The organism is Streptomyces sp. NPDC041068 (genome assembly GCF_040647455.1).
Classification (GTDB): Bacteria; Actinomycetota; Actinomycetes; order Streptomycetales; family Streptomycetaceae; genus Streptomyces.
In genome coordinates this window covers 660,960-687,603 of sequence record NZ_JBEZCG010000001.1, presented here as the reverse complement: position 1 = coordinate 687,603, position 26,644 = coordinate 660,960, and the positions used below count along the sequence as shown (strand labels likewise).

General features: G+C 72.6%; 11 protein-coding genes. 2 read left to right on the top strand and 9 right to left on the bottom strand.

The features are described 5' to 3' along the window. Positions 1-13: 13 nt before the first annotated feature. The 5 genes from AB0B50_RS02765 to AB0B50_RS02745 all read right to left on the bottom strand — a co-directional run bounded on the left by AB0B50_RS02765 (position 14) and on the right by AB0B50_RS02745 (position 5,019). A complete protein-coding gene (locus AB0B50_RS02765) occupies positions 14-244 on the bottom strand; it encodes a hypothetical protein (protein WP_362324408.1) in 231 nt (76 codons plus the stop codon). 131 nt (positions 245-375) lie between these two features. Continuing rightward, on the bottom strand, positions 376-1,956 hold the full coding sequence (locus tag AB0B50_RS02760) for an amidohydrolase (protein WP_362324405.1): 1,581 nt from the start codon (positions 1,954-1,956) through the stop codon (positions 376-378). 62 nt (positions 1,957-2,018) lie between these two features. After that, the gene (locus AB0B50_RS02755) at positions 2,019-2,852 is read right to left on the bottom strand and encodes an ABC transporter ATP-binding protein (RefSeq protein ID WP_362324402.1); all 834 of its coding nucleotides are present in this window, start codon (positions 2,850-2,852) and stop codon (positions 2,019-2,021) included. Beyond that, entirely contained in the window at positions 2,849-3,991 is a 1,143-nt protein-coding gene (locus AB0B50_RS02750; RefSeq protein ID WP_362324400.1) for an iron chelate uptake ABC transporter family permease subunit, read from the bottom strand. The genes AB0B50_RS02755 and AB0B50_RS02750 overlap by 4 nt, the downstream gene beginning before the upstream one ends. Then, complete coding sequence (locus AB0B50_RS02745; RefSeq protein ID WP_362325059.1) at positions 3,988-5,019, bottom strand: iron chelate uptake ABC transporter family permease subunit; 1,032 nt, start codon at positions 5,017-5,019, stop codon at positions 3,988-3,990. Before AB0B50_RS02745 ends, AB0B50_RS02750 begins: the two co-directional genes overlap by 4 nt. Positions 5,020-5,305: 286 nt before the next feature. Between AB0B50_RS02745 and AB0B50_RS02740 the strand changes: the two genes are divergently transcribed. Beyond that, a complete protein-coding gene (locus AB0B50_RS02740) occupies positions 5,306-7,003 on the top strand; it encodes an ABC transporter ATP-binding protein (protein ID WP_362324397.1) in 1,698 nt (565 codons plus the stop codon). A gap of 86 nt (positions 7,004-7,089) precedes the next feature. Beyond that, positions 7,090-8,928, top strand: coding sequence for an ABC transporter ATP-binding protein (locus tag AB0B50_RS02735; protein WP_362324394.1), 1,839 nt, complete (start codon positions 7,090-7,092; stop codon positions 8,926-8,928). Positions 8,929-9,172: 244 nt separating this feature from the next. Here AB0B50_RS02735 and AB0B50_RS02730 read toward each other — a convergent pair whose 3' ends face one another. From AB0B50_RS02730 to AB0B50_RS02715, 4 genes are all read right to left on the bottom strand, one after another. Then, complete coding sequence (locus AB0B50_RS02730; RefSeq protein ID WP_362324391.1) at positions 9,173-9,385, bottom strand: MbtH family protein; 213 nt, start codon at positions 9,383-9,385, stop codon at positions 9,173-9,175. Then, positions 9,382-23,772, bottom strand: coding sequence for an amino acid adenylation domain-containing protein (locus AB0B50_RS02725; RefSeq protein WP_362324389.1), 14,391 nt, complete (start codon positions 23,770-23,772; stop codon positions 9,382-9,384). Before AB0B50_RS02725 ends, AB0B50_RS02730 begins: the two co-directional genes overlap by 4 nt. 140 nt (positions 23,773-23,912) lie before the next feature. After that, positions 23,913-24,908, bottom strand: a complete 996-nt coding sequence (locus AB0B50_RS02720; protein WP_362324386.1) for an iron-siderophore ABC transporter substrate-binding protein — start codon at positions 24,906-24,908, stop codon at positions 23,913-23,915. Between the two features lie 162 nt (positions 24,909-25,070). Continuing rightward, positions 25,071-26,423, bottom strand: a complete 1,353-nt coding sequence (locus tag AB0B50_RS02715) for a lysine N(6)-hydroxylase/L-ornithine N(5)-oxygenase family protein (protein WP_362324383.1) — start codon at positions 26,421-26,423, stop codon at positions 25,071-25,073. Between the last annotated feature and the right edge of the window lie 221 nt (positions 26,424-26,644).

Here is a 26,644-nt window from a genome sequence, read left to right as displayed (position 1 = left end):
GGAGAAGTCGCCGCTACGAACAGGGACGTCCCGGATACTCGTCGCAATCCGGCACCCCGGCCGCACGCATCCGCCGCAGGACCTCGGCGAACGTCGCCCCGTCGCCAATGGGGACAGGGCAGTTGATGTCCCTGTCGAAGACCACGGCCTCGCTCTCGACGAGCCAGATCGCCCACCGGAGCGCGGGCGCAGGCGCCTGCCACAGCTCCGCGAACCGCTCGACGGCGTCCGGTCCCGCACCCACCGCGGCACCTGGTCCCGGCCTCACAGTGGCATCCCATCCGGTCCCATACTCACAGCGGCATCCCATCCGGTCCCATACTCACAGCGGCATCCCATCCGGTCCCGTACTCACAGCGGTATCCGGTCCCGTACTCACAGCGGCTTCGACCCCTCTGTCCTGCGGCCGTCCACGAGCGTGGCCACCACCTGGATGTCGCCGATGCGCGCGGTGTCGACGCGCCGCGGGTCGTCGGCAAGGACCACCAAGTCCGCACGCTTGCCCGGGGCGAGAGTGCCTGCGCTGTCGTCCCAGCGGCAGGCGTACGCTCCCGCGACGGTGTACGCGCGCAGGGCCTCCTCCACCGTGATGCCCTCGTCCGGACCGATCAGTTGCCCCGATGCGGAAGCGCGCTCGACCATGAACTGGACGGCCCGCAGCGGCGATCCGTCCGTGACGGGCCGGTCGGAGCTGCCCACGAGAGTGACGCCGTGGTCGAGGAACCCCTTGCCCCGGTACATCCACGGCGCGCGCTCCTCGCCCATGATCGAGGCGTAGTCGTCGCCGAAGTGGCGCAGGAAGTTCGGCTGGACCACCGCGCTCGCGCCGAGCCGCGCGAACCGCGGGAGCTGGTCGGGCCGGATCAGGCCCGCGTGTTCGACGCGGTGCCGCGCATCGGCGCGCGGCCGGAGGCGCTGGGCCCGCTCCAGGGCCTCCAGGGCGAGGTCGGCGGCGCGGTCGCCGATGGCGTGGACGGCGAGCTGCCACCCGGCGAGATGGCCGTCGACGACGGTCTGCGCGAGGCGCTCCGGGTCGTCCTGGAGCTGTCCCGTGTGCTCCATGCCTTCGTACGGGGCGGTGAGGGCTGCGGTGCGGGCCATCATCCCGCCGTCCGTGTAGATCTTGAGGGCCCCCAGGGACAGCCAGTCGTCCCCGAACCCGGTGCGCAGGCCGAGGCCGAGGGCGCGGGGGATGCCGTCGTCCCCGTGCGCGGCGACCTCCCGCAGGGTGTCGGCGGCCGCCATCAGCTGCACGCGCAGGGGCAACCTGCCCTGATCGCGCAGGAGTTGATAGGCGCCCGCCTCCACGGGGCTGTGGCCGAGCAGTCCGCCGCCGACACCGGCCTCGGCACAGGCGGTGATCCCCTCGGCGAGGCAGACCCGTCCGGCGTGCTCGATGGCGTCCGCGAGCTCGTCCTGGGAGTACGGCAGCCTCAGCCGCCGAGCCGCGGTCATGGCGCTCTCGGCCAGGAAGCCGTCCTGGTGCGGCACGTCGGCCGGGAGCAGTTCCAGGACGGCGCTGTTGACGACACAGGCGTGGCCGGAGTCGTGCATCATGAACACCTTGCGGCCCCGGCTGACACGGTCCAGCTCGGCGGCGGTCAAGTGCCGTCCCAGGGCGCGCTGGTCGTACCCGGCGATGTCCACCCAGGCGTCGGGCGAGGCCTTGCGGGACGCCGCCTCCGCCACCACCGCGAGGACGTCGTCGACGCGCTCGCACGGCGCCACGCTCGGCGTGCCCGCCTTCAGGCCGGCCCAGGCCAGGTGCACATGGCTGTCGATGAAGCCGGGCAGCACGGTGGCACCCTGGAGGTCGATCACCTCCTCGGCCGGGAGCGCCGCCACGGCGCCGTCGAGGCCGACGATCCGGCCGCGCCAGATGCCCAGGTCGTGGGCGACGGGATGGTCCGGGTCCATCGTGAGTATGTGCGCGTTCGTCAACCTCGTGGTGAGCATGGGCTGTTCCGTCCCTGAAGGGTGTCGGTCACGAGAGGGTGTCGGTCACGGGAGGGCTTCGGTCACGGGAGGGCGTCTGCCATGACGGGGCGCTTGGGAGCCGCGGGGATCATCAGCGGGGTGCCGGTCTCCGGGTCGTCGATGATCCGGCAGGGCAGCCCGAAGACGTCCTCGACGAGTTCGGCGGTCATGATGCTCGCCGGGTCGCCCTCCGCCGCGATCGTGCCGCCCGCCTTCATCACCACCAGGTGAGTGGCGTAGCGGCAGGCCTGGTTGAGGTCGTGGAGGACCGCGACGATCGTGTGTCCCTTGCGTGCGTGCAGATCGGCGCACAGGTCGAGCACCTCGACCTGGTGGGCGATGTCGAGGTAGGTGGTCGGTTCGTCCAGGAGCAGGATCGACGTCTGCTGGGCCAGCACCATGGAGAGCCAGACGCGTTGCCGCTGGCCGCCGGAGAGGTCGTCGACGGGCCGCTCCGCGAGCTCCAGGACTCCGGTCTGCCGCATCGCCTCGCGCACCGCGTCCTCGTCCTCGGCGGACCACTGCTTGAGGAGCCGCTGGTGCGGATAGCGGCCCCGCGCCACCAGGTCGCCGACCGTGATGCCGCCGGGCGCCGTCGAGGACTGCGGGAGCAGCCCGAGGCGCCTCGCGACCTCGCGTGAGCGGTACGAGGCGATGGCGGCGCCGTCCAGATAGACCTGGCCCGCCTTCGGCTTGAGCATCCGGGCCAGCGCCGTGAGCAGGGTGGACTTCCCGCAGGCGTTCGGCCCGATGATCACGGTGAACGACTGGTCGGGGATGTCGACGCCGAGGTGGGTCGCCACCGTCCGCTGGTCGTAGGAGAGCGTCAGGTCCTCGGCGCGCAGACGGGGCGTCGGACGGTTCGTTGCAGTCATGCACGGCTCTTTCGCGACTCGGTGACCAGCAGCCAGATGAGGTAGAGACCGCCGATGACGCCGGTCGCCGCGCCCACCGGCAGGAGCGAGGGGGCGAAGAGACGCTGCGCGGCGAGGTCTCCGGCGGCCAGCAGCAGCGCGCCCATCAGGGCGGTCGTGAGGAGTGCGGGTCCGGAGGACCGGGTCAGGCGCCTGGCCAACTGGGGGGCGGCCAGGGCGATGAACCAGATCGGGCCCGTCACCGCGGTGGCGAAGGCGGCCAGACAGACGCTGACGACCAGGAGGGCGGTGCGGGTGCGGCGCACCTCGAGACCGAGCGCCATGGCGGTCACGTCGCCCATCTCCACCATGGAGAGGCGGCGGGACAGGAAGAAGGCGATCGGCAGCAGGACGAGGACCGCGACGCCGATCGCGTTCGCGTGCTGCCAGCCCCGGTTGCTCAGGCTGCCGATGAGCCAGGCCTGCGCCTCCAGGGCCTCCTGGAAGGTCGCGCGGGTGATCAGGTACGAGTTCACGGCGAGCAGCAGCGCGCTCACGCCGATGCCGATGACGACCAGGCGGAAGCCCTGGAGTCCGCGGCCCAGCATGAGGAGGTACATGGCGAGGGCCGTCGCGAGGCCGCCGATCAGGGCGCCGACCGCGATCTGGGTCATGCTGCCGTGCATCACGATGATGACGACGAGCGCCCCGACCGCGGAGCCGTTGGTGAAGCCGATGATGTCCGGGCTGCCCAGTGAGTTGCCGGTGAGGCTCTGCAGGATGGCGCCGCTGACCGCGAGGGCCGCGCCCACGCACAGGGCGGTCACCAGGCGGGGCATGCGCAGGGTGTTGACGATGAAGTCGGCGCCTCCGGAGCCGTTGCCCATCAGCGCCTTGACCACGTCGCCGACGGACAGCTCGAAGTCACCGGTGGTGAGGCTGATGCCCATGACGACGACGAGCGCGGTGACGAGGACGGCCGTGACGACCACGGCGCGGCCCTGGACCCGCAGCGACACTCCGCCGCCGACGCGGAGGACCATGCCGCTGACGACGCGCGGCGGGGCGTCCGCCTTTCCCCGCTTCTTCATGCGGGACTCCCCGCTCTTCACGTGGGACTCCCCGGCGGCCGAGGCCTCGGCCTCGCGTACAGCACTCACAGCATGACCAGCTTTCGGCGGCGGCACAGCGCGATGAACAGCGGAGCACCGAGGAACGCGGTGACGATGCCGACCTGGATCTCGCCCGGGGAGCCGATCACGCGGCCGATGACGTCCGCCCCCAGGAGCAGGATCGGCGCGAGCAGCGTCGAGTACGCGAGCACCCACCGCTGGTCGGGTCCGACGACGAGCCGGGCGACGTGGGGCACCGCGAGCCCGACGAAGCCGATGGGCCCCGCGGCCGCGGTGGCGCCGCCGCACAGGAGCATGACCGCGAGGGCGCCGAGCACCCGGGTCCTGCCGACGTTCACGCCCAGGGCCCGCCCGACCTGGTCGCCCATCGCCAGGGCGTTGAGCGAGGGGGCGAGCCCGAGGGCGATCAGGAGTCCCACGGCGATGAACGGCAGGACGACGTACAGGACGTCGAAGTACCGGCCCGACAGCGAGCCCACCGTCCAGAAGCGGAACTGGTCGAACGCCTTCGGGTTGAGCAGCAGGACGGCCGAGTTGAAGGCGTACAGGACCGCCGTCACGGCCGCGCCCGCGACGACGAGGCGGTCCGGCGTGGCCAGTTTCCGGCCCGCGGAACCGAGCAGATAGACGACGACCGAGGCGAGGGCGGCGCCGAGGAAGGCGAACCAGACGTACCCGAGGAGTGAGCCCATCCCGAGGAAGGCGATGGCCACCACGACGCCCGCCGACGCGCCCAGGTTGATGCCGAGGATCCCGGGGTCGGCGAGCGGGTTGCGCGTCAGGGCCTGCATCAGCGCGCCGGACAGCCCCAGGGCCATGCCGACGAGCACGCCGACGAGGGTTCTGGGGATGCGGTAGTCGTGGATGATGACCGAGGTCTGCGACCCGTCGGGGTTCCAGAGAGCGGACCAGGTGTCGGTGAACGCGATGCCTCTGGTGCCCACCCACACGCTGACAAGGCCGACCACCACGAGGGCACCGAGAGCCAGCAGAAGACCGAGCCCCCGGAACGTCGTGGCGGTGCGGCCCGTCCCGGACTCCGCCGGGGCGCCGATCTTCTCTGCGGGCACCGGCCGGGCTTCGACGGACAACGACACTCCCCCTGCTGGCAGTTCAGTTGTGCTGCGGACCTGCGTCTGCGCTGCGGAACCTGCTTCGCGCGGGCCGACGGATCGATACTTAGGTGAGGCTAACCGAAGGCTCCTGAGCGGTCAACGCGCAGGCCACGACGGGCATGGGCACCCCGTACGCGACCAGGAATAACCTGTCGGGCGAAGCCGGGCCGACCTCATATTTAGAGTAGGCTTACCTAACCTTTCGATCATCTCCGTGGGGGATCACATGCCAACAGGAGGACCAGCAGGGGGACTTGTCCTCCGCAGAGCGATCAGGGGACAGCGCCGACGCGTCGTCTCCTCGTCCTTGTTGGGCATGACCCATCAGGGCTGTGAGGCTCTGGTGCCCGTGGTCATCGGCGTCATCATCGACTCCGCGGTGGCGACCCGCGACTCCGGGGCCCTGCTCCGCTGGCTCATCGTGCTCGCGGTCCTCTTCCTCGTGCTGTCCACGAGCTACCGGACCAGCGCCCGCATCACCGAGGGCGCCGCCGAGCACGCGGCGCACCGGCTCCGCCTCGAACTGGGCACACGCGTGCTCGACCCGCGGGGCGGCGCCGACGAGAACCGGCTGCCGGGTGCCCTGACCAGCATCGCCACCAACGACGCCCGACGCGTGGGCTCGGTGACGACCGTCATCTCGTACGGGGTGGCGGCGCTCGCGGGCCTTGCCATCAGCGCCGTGGCCCTGATCAGGATCTCCGTACCGCTCGGCCTGCTCGTCCTGCTCGGCATCCCGCCGCTGCTCTGGCTCGGCCACAAGATCAGCCGCCCTCTCGAGCGGCGCAGCGAGACCGAGCAGGAGCACGCGGCCCACGCCTCGGGCGTCGCCGCCGACCTGGTCTCGGGCCTGCGTGTGCTCAAGGGCATGGGCGCGGAGTCGGCGGCGGTCTCCCGCTACCGCACCACCAGCCAGGACTCGCTGGCCGCCGCGCTGCGGGCGGCCCGCAGCAGGGCCGGGCACGAGGGTGCCGTCCTCGCGCTGACCGGCGTCTTCATAGCGATCATCGGTGTCGTGGGCGCCTACCTCGCGATGCGCGGCAGCATCAGCGTCGGCGACCTGGTGGCGGCCGTGGGCCTCGCGCAGTTCCTCCTCGGCCCCTTCCAGCTGCTCACCTACGTCAACGCCGAGTTCGCCCAGGGCCGCGCGTCGGCACGGCGGATCGCCGAGGTCCTCGCCTCGCCGGCCACCGTCGAGGGCGGCGAGGCCGAGCCCGGCGAGGCGGCCGACGGGCACCTGAGGCTGCGCGGGGTGTCGCTCGGCGCGCTGCGCGGAGTCGACCTCGACCTGCCCGCGGGCAGCCTGACCGGCATCGTCACCAAGGACCCGGCCGCGGCCAACGACCTGCTGCTCTGCCTGGCCCGCGAGAGGGACCCCTCGGAAGGCGTCATCGAGCTCGACGGCGTACCCCTGACCGGACTCGACCCGGACGCGCTGCGCCGGGCCGTCCTGGTCGCCCACCACGACGCCGACCTGTTCGAGAGCACCTTGCTCGACAACGTACGGGCCGGGGCCGACGGTGATTCGGCCGCGGTCGACAGCGCCCTCAAGGCCTCGGCCGCCGACGACGTGGCCCAGCTGCTTCCCGACGGCGGGGACACCCTGCTCGCCGAGCGCGGCCGGTCCCTCTCGGGCGGCCAGCGGCAGCGCGTGGCGCTCGCCCGTGCGCTCGCCGCCGACCGCGCCGTCCTGGTCCTGCACGACCCGACCACCGCCGTGGACACCGTCACCGAATCGCGGATCGCGGCTCAGCTGCGCGATGTCCGCCGGGGCCGCACCACCGTCCTGGTCACCACGAGCCCCGCGCTCCTCGCGGTCACCGACCGTGTGGTGATCCTCGACGACGGTGCCGTACAGGCCGACGGCAGCCACCCCGAACTCCTCGCCGCCGACGAGAGCTACCGTGCGGCGGTGCTGGCATGACGACGTCGCGCGAACCGGCGGAAGTCACACGCGGACAGACAGCAGACGGACCGACAGAAGAGCCGACAGAAAAGACGGACCAGACCATGAGCGGAGCCGGCCCGGACCGTGCGCTCCTGCCGACCGCCACCGCCACCGAGTCGATGGCGGCGCTCCGCACCATGCTGCGCGGGCACCGGCTCCTCGCCGTGGTGGCGTTCACCGTGCTGATCGCCGGCACCGGCATCGGTCTGCTGACCGCTCCCCTGCTCGGCCACATCGTCGACCTGGTGGTGGACCGGCGCGGGTCCCACGCCCTGACGCTGCCGCTCGTGCTGCTCATCGTCGTCGCCGTGGCGCGCGGCGCCGCGACCGCCATCGGCAGCTCGCTCGTCGCCCGGCTCGGCGAGACCGTCCTCGCGGCCCTGCGCGAGCAGTTCATCGAGCGGGCGCTGCGGCTTCCTCTCGAACGTGTCGAGGCGGCCGGGTCCGGCGACCTGGTCTCCCGGGTCACCAGCGACGTCTCCATGATCGCCAAGTCGGTTCGGCAGGCGCTGCCCGAGTTCAGCCGCTCCGCCTTCACGATCGTGCTGACGCTCGGCGGACTCGCCCTGCTCGACTGGCGGTTCCTGCTGGCCGCGCTGCTCGCGATGCCGGTCCAGGTGATCTCCGTACGCTGGTACATGCGCCGCTCCTCCCCCGTGTACGCCGAACACCGCGTCGCCACGGGCGCGTTGCAGCACCAGCTGCTCGACAGCGTCGGTGGCGTGCGGACCGTGCGGGCCTTCCGTCTCAACAGGACGCACACCGATCTCCTGGAGCAGCGCTCCGGCGCGGCACGGGACATCGGGCTGCGCGGCATCCACATCGTCACGGGCTTCTTCTCCCGGCTCAACCTCGCCGAGTTCATCGGGCTGAGCGCGATGCTCGCCACCGGGTTCGTCCTGGTGGACAACCGCGCGGTCAGCATCGGTACGGCCACGGCCGCCGCGTTGTACTTCCACAGCCTCTTCAACCCGATCAACGCCGCGCTGTACCTCCTGGACGACGCACAGTCGGCCGGGGCGAGCTTCGCGCGCCTCGTGGGAGTCTCCGGGCTCCCGGCCGAGCCCGCGCCTCGGGAGCGCCGTGACGTGCGGGACGGTTCGCTCAAGGTCTCCGCGCTCAGCCACGCGTACGGCACCGGGAGCCCGGTCCTGCACGAGGTCGACGTGGAGGTCCGCAGCGGGGAACGGGTCGCGCTGGTGGGTGCGAGCGGGGCCGGGAAGACCACGCTGGCCAAGCTCATCGCCGGCGTCCACCAGCCGTCCGAGGGGTCGATCACGCTCGGCGGCGTCGACGTCGAGGAGCTGGGCCCCGCCGGGGTGCGCCGCGCGGTGACCCTCATCAGTCAGGAGGTGCACGTCTTCGCCGGGCCCCTCGCCGAGGACCTGCGCCTGGCCCGCCCCGAAGCCACCGACGAGGAACTGCGCGCGGCGCTGTCCCGCGTGGACGCCCTGGAGTGGGCGGAGGCGCTGCCCGACGGTCTGGACACGGTGGTCGGGGAGGGCGGGCACCGCTTGACGGTGACGCAGGCGCAGCATCTCGCGCTGGCCCGCCTGGTGCTGGCCGATCCGCCGATCGCGATCCTGGACGAGGCCACCGCCGACGCAGGCAGCGCGGGCGCCCGTGTCCTCGAACAGGCCGCCTCGCGCGCGCTGGAAGGGCGCACGGGCCTCGTGGTGGCCCACCGCCTCCCCCAGGCCGCGACCGCCGACCGCGTGATCGTCCTCGACCAGGGCCGCGTCGCCGAGACCGGCACCCACGACGAACTGGTGGCCGCGGGCGGTCGATACGCCACGCTGTGGGCCGCCTGGTCGGACAGCCGCCGCGATCCGGTGCGCCTGGGCGATCCCCGACCGGCGACGGCCGGGGAGTCCGGGGTCCCGGTCTCGACGGCCAGCTGAGGCGAGCGCACTCCAGAAACGAAGCACAGCAGAAGGCCTGCGTCCCGGGAGAACCGGGGGCGCAGGCCTTTGCGTCGCGGTACGGCAGCGCCCCGAAGGGGCGCGGGGAACTGCGCGACCAGCCCCGACGCACCCGCGGGCGACACCCGTCAAGTGTCCCTCCCCGTACCCCGTACGACAACGCCGCCGCCCGCCAGAGAGGGATCCTCTGGCGGGCGGCGGCGGTACGGGGCCGAGCCGGGCCTCAGCCCTGCTGCGCCGCGATCAGGCTCGCCGGGCGGAGGTCCGTCCAGTTGGACTCCACGTACGCCAGGCACGCCTCGCGGGTGTCCTCGCCGAAGACGGTTCGCCAACCGGCGGGGACCTCGGCGAAGGAGGGCCACAGCGAGTGCTGGTTCTCGTCGTTGACCAGAACCAGGAAGCGGGCCTGCGGGTCCTCGAACGGGTTGGTGCTCATGCGTTCTCACTCCTCATGGATGTGACGTTGAACAGCTCGGACAGCGGCTGTTCGGAATCTGCTGTCACAGTGCGCAGCAGGGTCTTGAGTTCGGCGGCGAGCCGCCGGGTCTTGGCGGTGCCGAGTCGGCCGGTCGCGTGGATCAGGGCGCAGTGCACGGGTCCTTCGCCCTGCGGTTCGTAGAAGCTGAGGGTCAGCTCCGCACGTGCCGAGCCGGTCGGGACGGCCCGCAGCTCGCCCACTCCGCCCTCCAACCGCTCCAGATCCGCCTGTTCGTGGTGGATCACCATGACCTGCGGTCCCTCGGGTCGCAGACCGGCCGCCCGCACGACCTCGTCGAACGGTACGTCCTGCTGGTCCAGGGCGCTGAGGGTGGTCTCCCGTACGCGGGTCAGAAGCTCGGTGAAGGTCGGGTCGCCCGCGGTGTCGGTGCGCAGCACGACCGTGTTGAAGAAGCAGCCCACGAGGTCGGCGAGCTGGTCGTCGGAGCGTCCGGCGACCATCGTGCCGATGGGCAGGTCGGTGCCCGCGCCATGGGCGGTGAGCAGCGCGGCCAGGGCCGAGTGCAGCACCATGAACATGCTGGTGCCGGTCGCGCGGGCGAGGCGGTCCACGCCCGCGTGCAATTCTTCGTCGAGGACGAACCCCACGTGCCCCGCGGCCCGGCGCGCGCCGTGGCCGTCCGTACCGTCGGCGGGCGGTCCCCCGGCGGGCAGGTCCAGGGCGCGCGGTACGCCCTGGAGGCGGTCGCGCCAGTACGCCAGCTGCCGTCCGCCCCGGCTGTCCGGCTCGGCGAGGTCGCCGAGGATCTCGCGGGCCCAGCGGGCGTAGTCGGCGTAGGCGACGGGCAGCGGTGCCCAGTCGGGAGCCCGGCCCTCGCCACGCGCCGCGTAGGCCGTGGTGAGGTCACGGAACAAGGGGACGACCGACCACTCGTCGACCGCGAGGTAGTGCATCGTCAGGAGCACCGCCTGGCTTCCGTCCGGGCCCGTCAGCAGGCGGGCCCGAAGCGGCGGCTCGTGCTCCGGATCCGGTGCCCCTGCGGCCAGTTCGGCGAGGCGGGCGTCCAGGTCGGCGCAGCTCTCGACGGCCAGGGCCGGGGCGTCGACGGGCCGCTGGAGGACCGCCCCGTCGCGTTCGGCGAACGCGGTGCGCAGCGGCTCGTGCCGCGCCACGACATCGGCGAGCGCGGCGCTCAGGGCATCGGCGTCGAGCCCGCCGGGCGAGCGCAGTACCAGGGCGTGGTCGAAGCCGGGGCCTCGCCTCGCAGACTCCCACTGCCACTGCTGCACGGGCGCCACCGGCAGTTCGGCGCGGTCGGCGGCCGGGGCGTCGGCGCGGCGCAGGGCGGGCCGCGCCGCGGCGGCGCCCTCCAGCTTGCCCGCGACACCGGCGACGGTCAGCGCGTCGAAGACGTCCCGGATGCTCAGCTCGACCCCGAACTCGGCGCGGATACGGCCGAGGAGCCGCATCGAGGCCATGGAGTGACCGCCGAGCGCGAAGAAGTTGTCGTGCACGCCGACGTCGTCCAGCTTGAGGATCTCGCAGAACAGGGCGGCGATCCTGGCCTGCGTCGGCGTCGCGGGGCGGGCCTCGCCGGTCATGCCGGCCCAGTCGGGCGCGGGCAGCGCCTTGCGGTCCAGCTTGCCGTTGGGCGTCAGCGGCAGCGGCCCTTCCAGCGGGACGACGAGTGCGGGAACCATGTACTCGGGCAGCTGCCCGGCGACATGGGCCCGCAGCTCCTGCGGGTCGAGGTCGCGCGGCGCGGCGCCGTCGCGCTCCGGTACGGCGTAGCCGACCAGGCGGACGATGTCGCCGTCGCGGTCGGGCACCACGGCGGCCTGGCCGACCGAGGGGTGGGCCGCGAGGGCCGTCTCGATCTCGCCGAGTTCGATGCGGAAGCCCCGGATCTTCACCTGGGTGTCGACCCGGCCGAGGAAGTCGAGGTTCCCGTCGGCGCGCCAGCGGGCGCGGTCACCGGTGCGGTACATACGGCTGCCGGGCGCGCCGAACGGGTCGGCGACGAAGCGCTGCGCGGTGAGTCCGGCCTGCCCCAGGTAGCCGCGGGCGAGGCCGCGTCCGGAGACGTACAGCTCCCCCACGACGCCGGGCGGCACGGGACGCAGGTGGTCGTCCAGGACGTAGGCGCGGGTGTTGGGGTCGGGGCGGCCGATCGGGACCCGGCCCGTGACGCGGCCGCCGTGTGCGCGGGCCTGCCACAGGGTCGAGTTGACCGTCGCCTCGGTGAGTCCGTACGCGCAGATCAGGTTCGCCGTGGCGCCGAACCGCTCGAAGAGCTCCGGCGGCACGGTCTCGGTGCCGACCAGGACGGTCGCGCCCTCGGGCAGTTCGCAGCCCGGCGGCAGCGCCGACATCAGGGACGGCGGCAGGATCATGTGGGTGGCCCGCTGGTCCGCGAGGAAGTCGGTGAGCGCGGGGCCCGCGACGCGTGCTTCGTCGGTGATCAGGACGAGCCTGCCGCCGTGGCACAGCGCCATCGCCAGTTCGAAGACGAAGACGTCGAAGCCGATCGACGCGAACTGCAGGACCCGGCTGTCGTGTCGGAGGCCCATCCGGTCGACGGCCGTGGCGACCAGGCTGGCGATGCCCTCGTGCGGCACGACCACGCCCTTGGGGCGACCGGTGGAACCGGAGGTGTAGATCACGTACGCGGCCTGGTCGAGGCCGACGGGCCCGAGCGGCGCCGGTGTATCGGGCAGCGCCTCCAGCTCCCGGGCCGTGTCCGGGGCGTCGAGGAGCACCACGGGGACGCCCGCGACCTCCGGGATCTTCCCCGCGACCGGTTCGGTGCCGACCACGACGGCCGCTCCGGAGTCCTCGATCATGTAGGTGAGGCGGTCGCCGGGGTGGATCAGGTCGAGCGGCAGGAACGCGGCGCCCAGCTTCAGCACGGCGGCGACGGTGGCGACCATGTCCACCGAGCGGGGCACGGCCACGCCCACCACGCTCTCGGCGCCGACGCCGCGCGCGGCGAGCAGCCGGGCGATGCGGTTCGCACGGGCGTCGAGCTGGGCATACGTCACCGACCGCGAGCGCTCGACGACGGCGACGGCGTCCGGGCGCTCGGCGACCCAACGGGCGAACAGCTCGGGTGCACAGGCCTCGTCGACCGCGCGGGGCGAGCCGTTGAAGCCTTCGAGGACCAGGTCGCGCTCCTCGGCGGAGAGGATCTCGGCCTGCGACAGAGGCTGCTCGGGGGCCGCGACGAGCGCTTCGACCAGCCTGCGCAGGCGGTCGCCGATGCGCTCGGCGCTCTCCTGGTCGAACAGCTCGGTGGCGAACTCCAGGCGGCAGCCGAGGAAGTCCCCGGCGCCGTCGTCCGTGGTGTGCTCGGTGAAGCTGAACACGAGGTCGAACTTGGCGGACTCGATCCCGAACGGCACGTACGAGGCCTGGAGTCCGGGCAGTTCGAGGGCGTCCCCGGTGCGGGCGTGGTAGCCGACCATCACCTGGAACAGCGGGTTGCGGGACAGGGAGCGGGTCGGGTTGAGCGTCTCCACGACCGACTCGAAGGGCACGTCGGCGTGGGAGAACGCGGCCAGGTCTGTCTCGCGGACCCGGCCGAGCAGCTCGGTGAAGCTGGGGTCGCCGCCCAGGTCGGTGCGGAGGACGAGCGTGTTGACGAAGAAGCCGACCAGGTCGTCGAGCGCCTCGTCGCCGCGCCCGGCGATGGGTGCGCCGAGCGGGATGTCCGTGCCGGCGCCGAGCCGGTGCAGCAGCGCCGCCACCGCCGCGTGGACGACCATGAACATGCTGGCGCCGGTTTCCCGTGCCAGGCTCCGCAGGCCCTCGTGGACGGCGCCGTCGAAGGCGATGTCGAGTTCCGCTCCGGAGAACGCGGGGCGGGCTGGGCGCGGCCGGTCGGTGGGCAGCTCCAGCTCCTCGGGAACGCCCGCCAGTGCGGTGCGCCAGTACGCCAACTGGCGTGCGGACAGGCTGCTTCGGTCGTCCGCGTCGCCGAGGAGGCGCTGCTGCCACAGCGCGTAGTCGGCGTACTGGACGGGCAGCGGCTCCCAGACCGGGGCCGCGCCGTCGGTGCGGGCCGCGTAGGCGGTGGCCAGGTCCCGCAGGAAGGGCCGGTCGGACCACTCGTCGGTGGTGATGTGGTGCAGCAGCAGGACGACGACGTGGTCGTCGGGCGCCACCTCAACGACCGTGGCGCGCAGCGGTAGTTCGGCCGCGAGGTCGAAAGGCCGCTGCACGGCGGCGTCCACGAGGGCGGGTATCTCGTCCTCCCCTGCCCGCACGTGCTCGACGACGGGGTGCGCCTGCTCGGCGGGCAGGACTCGCTGGAACGCCTGCCCCTCGCGCTCGGCGAAGACCGTGCGCAGGGCCTCGTGACGGGCCGCCACATCGGCGAGCGCCGCGCGCCACGCGTCGTGGTCGAGGGCGCCGCGCAGCCGCATGACGAGCGGAAAGTTGTACGCGGCAGAGGTGCACTCGATCTGCTGGATGACCCACAGCCGCTGCTGGGCGTGCGACAGCGGCAGTTCGTCGGGCCGCTCGACGGCGGTCAGGGCAGGGCGTGCCGCGCCGCGCGACGCGGCGGCGCGCCGCACGAGTTCGGCGACGGTGGGCGCCTCGAACAAGTCACGGATGGCGAGTTCGGCGTCCAGCGCGGTGCGGGCGCGGCTGACGAGCCGGGTGGCGAGCAGCGAGTGCCCGCCGAGCTCGAAGAAGTTGCTGTCGATGCCGACGCGGTCCGGTGCGAGGCCGAGGACCTCGGCGAAGAGGGCACACAGCGTCTCCTCCTGCGGGGTGCTCGGCGCGCGCCCGGCCGTCGCTCCACCGGCGAAGTCCGGGGCGGGCAGGGCCTTGACGTCCAGCTTGCCGTTGACGGTCAGCGGCAGGGTCGACACGGGGACCAGGGCGGAGGGGACCATGTAGTCGGGCAGTCCGGCCTTGAGGTGGTCGCGCAGCGCCTGCGTCAGCTCGTCGCCGGGCGAGGCGCCCTCTTGCGGGAAATCCTCGTCCAGGAAGTCCTTGTCCAGGAAGTCCTTGTCCTGGACGGCCTCTCCTGGGACGGCCTCTTCCGGGACGACGTAACCGACCAGGCGCTTGGTGCCCGCGGCCTCGTGCACGACCACGGCGGCGTGCGCGACCGCCGGGTGCGCGGCGAGCGCCGTGGAGATCTCGCCCAGCTCGATGCGGTAGCCGCGGATCTTGACCTGGTCGTCGGTGCGGCCCAGGAAGTCCAGGAGGCCGTCGGGGCGCTGCCGCACGAGGTCGCCGGTGCGGTACATCCGCTCCCCCGGCGCACCGAACGGGTCGGCGACGAACCGTTCCGCGGTCAGCCCGGCCCTGTCGTGGTAGCCGCGGGCGAGTCCGGTTCCTGCGATGTACAGCTCGCCGGGGCTGCCCGGCGGGACGGGGCGCAGCATGCCGTCCAGGACGTAGGCGCGGGTGTTGCGGATGGGCATGCCGACCGTGGAGGTCGCGCTGTCGGCGGTGGATCCGCCGAGCGTGTTGATCGTGTACTCGGTGGGGCCGTACAGGTTGTAGCCGTACGTTCCCTCGGTGCGGCGCAGCTTCGTCCAGACCGTGCCGGAGACGGCCTCGCCGCCGAGCAGCACGAGGGCGGGGCGGTGCTTGCCCGCCGCCTCGTCGCGGTCGAGCAGCCCCTCCTCGATCAGCAACTGGGCATAGGTGGGCGTGACGTTGACGACGTCGACCTCGTGCAGGTCGCAGTAGGCCACCAGCGCCTCGGCGTCGCGGCGCAGCTCCTCGTCGCAGACGTGCACCTCGTGGCCCTCGACGAGCCAGAGCAGCTCCTCCCAGGACATGTCGAAGGCGAAGGAGACGGTGTGCGCGATGCGCAGGCGCCGCCCGCCGGCCGATGCGATGGCCGGGTCGAAGATCTCCTTCTGGTGGTTGAGCTGCATGTTCGTCAGGCCGCGGTAGGGGGTGACGACGCCCTTGGGGCGACCGGTCGAGCCGGACGTGTAGATCACGTACGCCGGGTGTTCGAGGCGGCCTCGCACGTCGTGGGCGAAGGCGGGCCGCTCGGCGTCGGTGATCTCGCCGTCGGGCAGTGCCGCGAGCTCGGCCGCCACGGCCGCGTCGTCCAGGAGGAGTTCGGGGGCGACGGGGCCGCTCTCGCCGCGCAGGGTCGGCGCGACGGCGGCGGTGGACACCAGGCACAGGGGCCCGGTGTCCTCGGCCATCAGGCGCAGCCGGTCGGCGGGGTGGTCGAGGTCGAGGGGCAGGTAGGCGGCGCCCGTGCGCAGCACGGCGAAGAGCGCGGCGACCATCTCGATGGACCGGGGCAGCGCGAGCGCCACGACCTTCTCGGGCCCCGCGCCGCGGGCCAGGAGCAGCCGGGCGAGCCGGTTGATCTGGCCGTCGAGTTCGGCGTACGTGAGGGCGCGCTCGCCGAAGACCAGGGCCACCGCGTGCGGGGTGCGGGCGACCTGGGCGGTGAGCATGTCGGCGATGGTCTCGTTCGGCACCGGCTCGCGGCTGCCGCGCCAGTCGGCGGCCAGCGCGGTGCGCTCGCCCGGCAGCAGGAGGTCGACGCCGACCGTGCGGGCGGCCTCGGGGGTCCGGCCCGCGAGGGCCTCGGCAAGGCGGTCCAGGACGGTGGTGAACCGGGCGAGGATCACGGTCGCGTCCTGCTCGGGGAACAGGTCGGGCCGGGCCGCCAGGGTGACCCGCAGCCGGGCGCCGGGCGTGACGATGAGTGTGAGCGGGAAGTGCGTGCCGTCCACGTTGGTCACGCCGGTGATGCCGTGCCGCTGCCGCAGCTCGGCCGCGCGGTCCTCGCCGTCGGCCGAGCGGAGCACGAACAGGGTGTCGAACAGGCGGCGGTGGCCGGTCTCCTGCTGCAGGGTGCCGAGACCCACGTACTCGTAGGGCATGACGGTCGCGCGCTCGGACTGCACGCGGCGCAGCAGGTCGAGCAGCGGCTCGTCCGGGGCGAAGGCGACGCGGGCCGGGACGGTGTTGAGGAACATGCCGATGATCCCGGCCACGTTCGGCACGTCCGCCGGGCGTCCGGCGACCGCCGTGCCGAAGGCGACGTCGGCGCGGCCCGTCATCGCCGAGAGGACCAGGCCCCAGGCGGCGTTCAGGACCGTGTTGAGGGTCAGTCCGTGGCCGCGGGCGAGGGTGCGCAGGCGGTCGCTGGTCTCCTGGGTCAGGAGGGCGTCGAAGTCGGCGGGGATGACCGGGCCCGTGTCACGCCCCGACGGAGCGACCAGGGTGGGCTCGTCGAACCCGGCGAGAGCCTCGCGCCAGGTGCCGAGCGCGGCGGCGGTGTCCTGCTGGTCGAGCCAGGCCAGGTAGTCACGGTAGGTGCCGGGGGCGGGCAGGCCGCTCGCGTCGCCGCCCCGCTCGTACAGCGTGAACAGCTCCTCCAGGAACAGCCACGCGGACCAGCCGTCCCACAGGATGAGGTGGTGGGTCACCACGAGCCGGTCCCTGCTGTCGCCGAGGCGGATCAGGAGCAGACGGCAGAGCGGGGCCGCGGACAGGTCGAAGCGCTGCCTGCGGTCGGCGGCCAGCAACTCATCGACGCGGACGCGCTGTTCGTCGGCGGGCAGGTGGGAGAGGTCCTCCTCCACCAGCGGGATCTCGGCGCCGTCCGCGATGAACTGCACGGGGCGGGGCAGTCCGTCGCTGGTGAAGCCCGCGCGCAGGCTGGTGTTGCGGTCGAGGAGGGCGCGGCAGGCGGCGCGCAGCCGGTCGGCGTCGACCCGCCGGTCGAAGTCCAGGGACTCCTGGGACTGGTAGACGTCGAGGGCGTCGCCCGCGTCGTACGTGGCGTGGAAGTACATGCCCTCCTGGAGCGGGGAGAGCGGCCAGATGTCCGCGACGGGGAGGCCCGCGGCCGCGTGGACGCGGGCGGTCTCCTCCTCGGTGAGTTCGAGGCCGCCGAGCGGGGCGGGGGCCTCGGGCTCCGCGGGCTCCTCCTCGGTGGCGGCGGGCGCGGCGGAGGTCAGCTGGGCGAGGAGCGCCTGCAGCGCGGGGTCGACGGCCGCTCCTGACTGCTGCTGCGCGGCCAGGACGGCCTGCAGGGCGGCGGCTGCCTGCCCGGCGTCGGAGGCGGAGACGGTCACGCCGTCGGAGTGCACGGGTACCTCGGTCTTTTCAGGTGGCACGGTGGCGGCCAGGGCTTCGGGGGTACGGCACTCGAACACGTCGCGCGGGCTGAGCGTCAGGCCCTGCTCGCGGGCCCGGGTGGCCACGGCGATGGAGGTGAGGCTGTCGCCGCCCAGGACGAAGAAGTCGTCGTCCGCGCCGATCCCGGGCACGCCGAGGACGTCGCTGAAGATCGCGCACAGGGCGCGTTCCCGGTCGTCGCGGGGCGGGCGCCCGCCCGAGCGGGGCGCGGCCTCGGGCGCGGGCAGGGCGTTCTGGTCGAGCTTGCCGCTGGGCGTGAGCGGGAGTCCGTCGATGACGACCACGGCGCTCGGCACCATCTGGGCGGGCAGCGCGTCGGCGAGCGCCGCGTGCAGCGCCTCACCGTCGAGAGCGTCGCCCCGAGCGGGCACGGCGTAGCCGACGAGGGCGCCGTCGCGGGCGATCACGGCAGCGCGGGCGACGCCGGGCAGCGCCGCGAGCGCGGTCTCGATCTCGCCGAGCTCGATACGGTTGCCGCGGATCTTGACCTGCCGGTCGGTGCGCCCGAGGTACTCGACCGCACCGTCGGCGCGACGGCGCACCAGGTCCCCGGTGCGGTACATACGCTCCCCCGGCGCCCCGAACGGGTCGGCGACGAACCGTTCCGCGGTCAGGCCCGCCCGGTCGTGGTAGCCGCGGGCCAGCTGGACGCCGGCCAGGTACAGCTCGCCGGGCACACCGTCAGGCACCGGGCGCAGGAACGGGTCGAGGACGTGCAGCCGGGTGTTCCATACTGGGCGGCCGATGGGGACTGCCCGCTCGGTGGAGGCCTCGTAGGGGAAGTACGTCACGTCCACGGCCGCCTCGGTGGGGCCGTAGAGGTTGTGCAGCGGAACGGGGCCGCGGCCCGAACGGGCGGTCAGCTCCGACCAGTTGCGGGCGTCGGCGCCCGTGAGCGCCTCGCCGCTGCAGAACACGCGGCGCAGGCTCGCCGCCCAGTCGGGCGCGTGCGGCGTGGCCTCCATGGTCTGGACGTACGCGGCCAGCATCGACGGCACGAAGTGCAGCGTGGTGATCCGCCGCGCGTGGATCAGCTCGGCCAGGTAGGCCGGGTCGCGGTGGCCGTCGGGGCGGGCGAGGACGACCGTCGCGCCCTCGGTGAGCGCCCAGAAGAACTCCCAGACCGATACGTCGAAGCTGGACGGCGTCTTCTGGAGCACCCGGTCGTCGACGTCGAGGCCGTACGCACTCTGCATCCAGGCAAGGCGGTTGACGATGGCCCGGTGGGTGACGGCGACGCCCTTGGGGCGGCCGGTGGAGCCCGAGGTGTAGATCAGGTAGGCGGGGTGGTCGGGGCCCGCAGGTCGCACGGGGGCGTCGGGCTCAGTCTCCGGCACGTCCTCGGCGTCGACGACCAGGGGCTGCAGGCCTGCCACTGCGGGCAGCCGCCCGGCCGCTTCGGCGGTGGTCACGACCGTGCGCGCGCCCGAGTCGCCGAGCATGAACGCGACCCGTTCGGCGGGGTAGTCCAGGTCGACGGGCAGATAGGCGGCGCCCGCCTTGTGGACGCCGAGCAGCGCGACCATCAGCTCCGCCGAGCGGGGCACCGCGACGGCGACGTACTGCTCGGGTCCCGCGCCGTGTGCCCGGAGCCGCCGGGCCAACTGCTCGGCCCGTCGGTCGAGTTCCTCGTACGTCAGGGTGGTGTCCTCGAAGACGACGGCCTCGGCGTGCGGGGTGCGCGCGACCTGGTCGGCGAAGAGCGAGGCGAGGGTGGCGTCGGGCACCGGGTGCGCGGTGGCGTTGAGCTCCGCGAGGCCCTGCCGCTCGCGCTCGGAGAGCAGGCCGGTGCGGGCGACGGTGCGGCCGGGCTCGGTGACGAGGGTGCGCAGCAGGGTCACGAACCGGTTGGCGAGGACGGCGACGGTCACCTGGTCGAGGCGCGCGGCGTGGTGCTTGAACCGCAGGAGCAGTCCGTTCTCGCCGGGCTCGACGACGAGCGCGAGGGGGTAGTGCACGGCGTCGAACACCTCGGCGCCGGTGACCCGCAGCTCCGCCGACTCGGGGACGGCCGACACGTCGCCGCTCGGGTAGTTCTCGAACACCACGAGCGTGTCGAAGAGTTCGCCGCCGCCCGCGACCCGCTGGATGTCGGCGAGGCCGATGTGCTGGTGGTCGAGGAGGGCCGCGTGCTCGTCCTGGACGCGCCGCAGCAGGTCGGTGAGGGACTCGTCGGCGCGCAGGGTCACCCGGGCCGGGACGGTGTTGATGAACAGACCGACGGCACAGTCCAGGCCCTCGACCTCCGTGGTCCGCCCGGACACGGTGGTGCCGAAGACGACGTCCTGTCCGCCTGTCAGCGCGCCGAGCAGCAGACCCCACACACCGTGGACGACGGTGCTCAGGGTCAGGCCGTGGGCGCGTACGTAGGTGGTCAACTCCTCGGTGAGGTCCTGCGGGAGGCGGGTCTCTACATGGCCGGGCTCGGCCGACCCCTCCTCGGTGCCGCCCGCCGAAGACGACTCCGGCGACGACGCGGACGGCGCGGGAAGCCGGGTGGGTCCGGCAAGGCCCTCGAGCGCCCCGGCCCACGCGGCGCGGGCGGCCTCCTTGTCGCGTCCCGCGAGCCAGGCCAGGTAGGGCCGCGGGTCCACCGGCTCGGGCAGGTCGGCGCCGTCGTAGGCGGCGGTCAGCTCGCGCAGCAGGACGGAGACCGACCAGCCGTCGGCGACGATGTGGTGCAGGGTGAGCAGGAGCCGGTGGCGCTGTCCGTCCTTGATGAGCGTGGCCCGCAGCAGGGGCGGCCGCGCGAGGTCGAACTGCTCGGCGCGGTCGGCGCGCAGCAGTTCGTCGAGGCCGGTCACGGAGGTGTCGGCCTCGCGCCACGGCAGGGTCACCGGGTCCGCGAGGCGCTGGACGACCTCGCCGCCCGGCAGTTGGCGGAACGAGGCGCGCAGCAGCGGGTGCCGGTCCAGGAGCGACTGGAGCGCGCGGCGCAGCCGGTCCCGGTCGACGGGGCCCGAGAGGTCGAGGAGTTCCTGGACGAGGTAGAGGTCTGCCGCCTCGTCGTCGAACTCCGCGTGGAAGAAGAAGCCCTCCTGGAGCGGGGAGACGGGCAGGGCGTCCTCGTCCAGGTCCGCCTGGGGTCGCAGGGCCACGGCCCCGCCGCCCGTCTCGGTGGCCGCCTGGACCGCCGCCTGGGCGAGCGCCGCCACCGTGCGGTGCCGGAACACGTCGCGCGGCGTGAGGGCGAGTCCGGCCTCGCGGGCGCGGTTCACCAGCTGGATGGCGACGATGCTGTCGCCGCCCAGCTCGAAGAAGCTGTCGTGCACGCCCACCGCGGGCAGGCCGAGCACGTCGGCGCAGAGCGCGGCGAGTGCGGTCTCGGCCGGGGTGCTCGGCGCGCCGGCACCGCTCACGGCGGACACCGCCGTCCACCGGGGCTCGGGCAGGGACTTGCTGTCGAGCTTGCCGTTGGGCGTCAGCGGCAGCCGTCCTTCGAGGACGACCACGGCCGACGGCACCATGTGGTCCGGCAGCGCGGCACCGACCTCGGCGCGCGCGGCCGTCGCCGCGGCGTCGCCCCGGTCGCCGTTCGCCTCCGCGACGAGATAGGCGACGAGGCGCTTGACGCCCCGGTGGTCCTCGCGGGCGAGGACGGCGGCCTGGGCGATGCCCGCGCAGGCCATGAAGGCGCTCTCGACCTCGCCGGGCTCGATCCGGTGGCCGCGGATCTTGATCTGGCCGTCCGCTCGGCCGAGGAACTCCAGGTTGCCGTCGACGCCCCAGCGGACCCGGTCGCCGGTGCGGTACATCCGCTCCCCCGGCGCCCCGAACGGGTCGGCGACGAACCGTTCCGCCGTCAGCCCTGGACGGCCCAGGTAGCCGCGGGCGAGGCCGCGTCCCGCGACGTACAACTCGCCCTCGGCGCCGACGGGGACGGGACGGAGCGCCGTGTCGAGCACGTAGGCGCGGGTGTTGGGGTCGGGGCGGCCGATGGGCGCGGGTCCCGGCCTGCCGCTCTCGGCGCGCCAGAGCGTGGAGTTGACGCTCGCCTCGGTCAGTCCGTACGCGACGACGATCCGCAGCCGTCCCGCCCAGCGCGCGATCAGCTCGGCGGGGACGGCCTCGGTGCCGACGACGAGGACGGCGCCCTCGGGCAGTTCGCACTCCTGCGGCAGCGCCGAGACGAGCGAGGGCGGCAGAATCATGTGCGTGGCGCGGTGGTGCGCGACGTACTCGGTGAGGGCGGGGCCCGCGACGCGGCGCTCGGCGGGGACGAGGATGATCCGGCCGCCCACGCACAGCGACATGATCAGGTCCCAGACGGTCACGTCGAACCCGACGGAGGCGAACTGGACGACGCGGCTGGTGGCGTCGATGCCGAGCCGGTCGGTCGCGGTGGCGACGAGACTGCCGACGCCGTCGTGCGGCACGACGACGCCCTTGGGCCGTCCGGTCGATCCGGAGGTGTAGATGACGTACGCGGCCCGGTCCAGGGCGATCGGCAGGGCGAGGTCGCCGGCGTCGAGCCCGGCGCGGGCCGCCACGAGGGCCGGGTCGTCGAGCAGGAGGTGCGTGACGCCCGCCGGCTGCGGGAGTTCGGCGGCGAGTTCGCGCTCGGTGACGACGGTGCGGGCCCCGGCGTCGTCGAGCATGTAGGCGATCCGCTCCCGCGGGTGGTCCGCGTCGAGCGGCAGATAGGCGGCGCCGGCCTTCATCACGGCGAGCAGGGTGACCACGAGCTCCGGCGAGCGGGGCAGGGCGACGCCCACGACGTCCTCGGCGCGCACGCCGCGGGCGGCGAGAAGGCGGGCGAGCCGGTTGGCCTCCGCATTGAGTTCGGCGTACGACAGCTCGCGGTCCTCGCACACGAGGGCGACGGCGTCGGGCGCGTTGCGGACCTGCCGCTCGAAGGCGGCGGGCCAGGACAGTTCGGCCACCTCGCGGGGCGCGACGCCGAACTCGTCGAGGAGACGGGCGCGTTCGGCGTCCGAGACGAGGTCGATGCGGCCCACGGGACGGTCGGGGCGCTCGGCGAGGGCGTCGAGCAGGGCGAGGAAGCGGCGCTCGTGGTCGTGGAGCGTCCGCTCCTCGCAAAGGTCGGCGTCCGCGTCGAAGTGGACGCGAAGTGCGCTGCCCGCCGCGCACTCGGAGACGCTGACGGCCAGGTCGCTGACGGGGCCGAGCCAGGCGGGGTGCAGTGCGGCGTCGAGGCCGGGGAAGTTCAGGTCGCCGCCGGAGGGCAGGATGTTGACGGTCGGACCGACCAGCTCCGATACGCCGTCGACGAGGCCGAGCTCCCTGGCGAGGTCCTCGGCGCGGTAGCGCCCGTGCGCGACCGCGTCGGCGACCGCTCGCCGTACGTCGGCGGCCAGTTCGGCGCCGGTGGTGCCCGCGTGCACGGACAGGCGCAGCGGGACGACGTTGGACACCATGCCGGGTATGACCTTCGCGTCCACGTCGTGGCGTGCGGCGACCGGCAGTCCGAGGACCAGATCCCGCTGCCCGCCGACCCGGTGCAGATAGGCGGCGACGGCGGCCACCACGAGGTGGGAGAGGCGGACGCCGACGTGCTCGGCGGCGGCGTGCAGCCGGGCGGTGTCCGCCGCGCTCAGCTGTGCGGTGCGCCGGATCCGGCGCGTCATGAGGGAGGGGGCGCGCTCGACGAGGCGGGCGGGCTCCGGCCGTTCGGCCATGCGGTCGAGCCAGTAGGCGCGGTCGGCCCGGTACTGCTCACCGGCGCGGTAGGCCTGGTCGGCGGCCACCAGGCGGGGCAGCGGCCCGGCGGGGGCGGGTGCCTGCTCGCCCCCGGTGTAGAGCTCTCCGGCCCTGCGGGTGATCAGTGCGGCGGCCATGCCGTCGGCGACGATGTGGTGGTAGCGCTGGTACCACAGGACGCGGTCGTCGGTGAGCCGGAGCACCGCGTGGGCGTACAGCGGCGCGTGCGCGAGGTCGGCCTGCCTGTCCCGCTCCGCGGCCATCCAGTCGGCGGCGGCACGGTCCTGGTCCGGCTCCTGCCTCAGGTCGACGACGGGTACGTCGACGGGGTGCCGCTCGGAGATCTGTTCCGGGGTGCCGTCCTCGGCCGTGACGCGGACGTGCAGGGCGTCGGCTTCCTCGACGGACTGCCGTACGGCGGCGACGAGGCGTTCCTGGTCGACGTCACCGTGCAGTTCGAGGACGAACGAGATGTTGTAGGCCGAGCTCTCCGGCTCGATCTGCTGAGCAAGCCAGATGCCTGCCTGCCCGCCGGTGACGGGTGTCCTGACGGCAGAAGTCCGATCCGACTCGGCGTCACACATCTTCGAAGGACCTTTCCCTGATCAAGCAACTGTGAGAAGTCGTCACGAGACGGCCGGCGTCGTCGACGCCGGCCGTGCCCGGCCGGTGACGTACATACGGGTCTTCGGGCGGGTGTCCGGCAACACCCGCCCGCGCGGGGCTACTTGATGTCCGCGAGCAGCGGCTCGATCTCGTCGATGGCGTAGGGAATCGACAGGACCGTGTTGAAGGAGAACGCCGCACCGATGTCCGGGTCCTGGTACGGCACGAACAGGTCGCGCTTGTCCTGGTGGACCTTCAGCTTCTTGTAGAGCGGCTCGCCCTTGATACGGTCGTTGGCCTCGGTGCTGGAGGTGACCCACACGAGGCGGTCGGTGTCGAGGACGTTCAGCTTCTCGGCGCTCAGCTCGGCGACGTTCCAGCCGGGCTTGGCCAGCTTGTCGATCTCGGGCTTCAGCTTGAAGCCGAGCTCGTTGAAGAAGATCGCCTTGGGGTCGGTCCTGGTGAACGCCGAGTACTTGCCCGCCTCGAAGCTGTCGGCCACGGTGAGGGTCTTCTTGGCGAACTCCGGGTGCTTGGACCGGACTTCCTTGAAGCGCGCGTCGACGTCCGAGATCAGCTTCTCGGTCTCCTTGGTCTTGCCCAGCGACTTGCCGATCTGCCGGGTCATCGTCTGCCACGGCGCGGCGTAGTCGGCGTGCCCCTTGGGCTGCGCGACCACCTTGGCGATCTTGGAGAGGGTGTCGTACTGCTCCTTCTTCATGCCCGAGTACTGGGCGATGATCAGGTCCGGCTGGAGCGCCGCGATCTTCTCCATGTTGTACTCGTCACGCTCGCCGACGATCTGCGGCTTCGTGGAGCCCCACTTCTCCTTGGCCCAGGGCCACTTGCCGTACGGCTTCTCCTTGAACCAGTCCACGGCGCCGACGGGCTTCACGCCGAGCGCGAGCACGGCGTCCTGGTCGGACAGGCCGAGGGTGACGACCTTCTTCGGCTGCTCGTCGATCGTCGTGCTGCCGTACTTGTGCTTGACCGTCACCGGGAAGGCCGCGGAATTCGCGCCCGCGCCCCCCGCCGACTTGGCATCGGAATCGGACTTCTCGGACCCTCCCCCACAGGCGGTCAGAGCGAGCGCGGCGACGGCGGCCACAGCCACACGGGGAACATGCCTGACCAACCTGGTCAGCACCGGACGTGTACCAGCGGACACGGACTTTCCTTTCACAGGGGTTTACACAGTGCGCGCCTCGCCTCCCTGGAAGGACGGCGCCACAGGGAGACGAGGCTTGTGCGTGGGGGGTGGGACTGAGGGGTGCGACTAGCGGGGCGTGGGGATCTCGTCGGCGATCCGCCGGTCGCCGTCGCCGGCCGGCCGCAGGCTCCCTTCGAGGATCGACTCGAGGATCTCGCCGACCCTGATCGCGGTGTTCGACAGCAGGGAGGAGGTGATGCCGTGCGTGTGCTCGGTGCCGCCCTGCAGGTAGATGCCGCACTGCAGCGCCGCGTCGGTCGCCACGCGGTAGTCGCGCCCGACCCGGACCCGGCCCTCGTCGTCGCGTCGGCAGTACCCCTCGACCTCGCCGAGCAGGCGCAGCGGGTCCGCGGGCCGGTAGCCGGTGGCGTACACCACGACGTCGGCGTCCAGCGGGGTCTTCTCGCCGGTGACCAACGACTCGACGGTGGCCCTGACCCGGTCCGGGGCCTCGACCACGTCGGTGAGCCGGGAGACGTTGAGGAACCGCAGCCGCTCGTTGCCGAGGACCTTCTCCTGGTACGACTGCCGGTACAGGTCGTCGATCAGATCGATGTCCACCACCGAGTAGTTGGTGTTGCCGTGGTAGTCGATCAGCTTGCGCTTCACGTCGTCCGGGGCCGTGAAGTACTCGTCGACCGCCGCGGGGTCGAAGATCCGGTTGGCGAAGCTGCTGTCGTCGGCGGGGCTGTAGCCGTAGCGGGAGAAGACGGCGCAGACCTCGGCATCGGGGAACCGCCGGTGCAGGTAGGCCACGTTCTCCGCGGCGCTCTGGCCCGCGCCGACGACGATGAAGCGGGACGGCTCGGCACCCTCGAGCGTCTCGACGCGCTGCAGGAAGTCCGAGTTGTGCCAGATGCGGTCGGTCCGCTCGACCCCTTCCGGCATGTACGGGCGCAGACCCGTACCGACCACCAGATTTCGGGCACGGTGCGTCACCAGCTCCGATCCGGCCCGGGACGTCACGTCCACGTACTCCACGACGCCGTCGCGCACGACCGGCCGCACGGCGACGACCTCGTGCCCGTAGGACACCATGTCGTCGACCTTCGCCGCGGCCCACTCGAAGTAGTCGTGGAACTCCACGCGCAGCGGGAACAGGTTCTTGTGGTTGACGAAGTCGACAAGACGCCCCTTGCTCTGCAGATAGCAGAGGAAGCTGAACTCGCTCGCCGGGTTGCGCATCGTCACGAGGTCCTTGAGGAAGGACACCTGCATCGTCGCGTCGTCGAAGAGCATGCCGCGGTGCCAGCCGAACTGCGGCTGCTGCTCGAAGAAGTGAGCAGTGACCGCCTCCTGCCTGCCGACGCGGGCGTTGTGCTCGCTCAGCGCGATCGCCATGGCCACATTGGACGGCCCGAAGCCGATTCCTATGAGGTCGTGGATCACCGGTGCGTCGCCAGGAAGAACCTGAGACATGTCACTCCCATCGTGCGGGACAGCCGCCTGTGAGGCGTCGAAAAAGTACGGGGCAGGGCACACCAACGACCGGCGCCCCAGTGGAACTTAGGTAAAGCTAACCTGATCTGGCCAACCTGTCGACAGGCGCGGCGCCCGCCACGGGGGCAGAGGCCCAGCACACACGCTCGAACGCCGCCCAGAACCGCGGACGTTGCTTCATTAGGTAAGGCTTGCTTTAC

Coding starts and splice junctions, on each gene's coding strand:
- AB0B50_RS02730 (WP_362324391.1), bottom strand. CDS start 9,385: ATGAGCACCAACCCGTTCGAGGACCCGCAGGCCCGCTTCCTGGTTCTG.
- AB0B50_RS02735 (WP_362324394.1), top strand. CDS start 7,090: ATGAGCGGAGCCGGCCCGGACCGTGCGCTCCTGCCGACCGCCACCGCC.
- AB0B50_RS02755 (WP_362324402.1), bottom strand. CDS start 2,852: ATGACTGCAACGAACCGTCCGACGCCCCGTCTGCGCGCCGAGGACCTG.
- AB0B50_RS02715 (WP_362324383.1), bottom strand. CDS start 26,423: ATGTCTCAGGTTCTTCCTGGCGACGCACCGGTGATCCACGACCTCATA.
- AB0B50_RS02760 (WP_362324405.1), bottom strand. CDS start 1,956: ATGCTCACCACGAGGTTGACGAACGCGCACATACTCACGATGGACCCG.
- AB0B50_RS02740 (WP_362324397.1), top strand. CDS start 5,306: ATGCCAACAGGAGGACCAGCAGGGGGACTTGTCCTCCGCAGAGCGATC.
- AB0B50_RS02725 (WP_362324389.1), bottom strand. CDS start 23,772: ATGTGTGACGCCGAGTCGGATCGGACTTCTGCCGTCAGGACACCCGTC.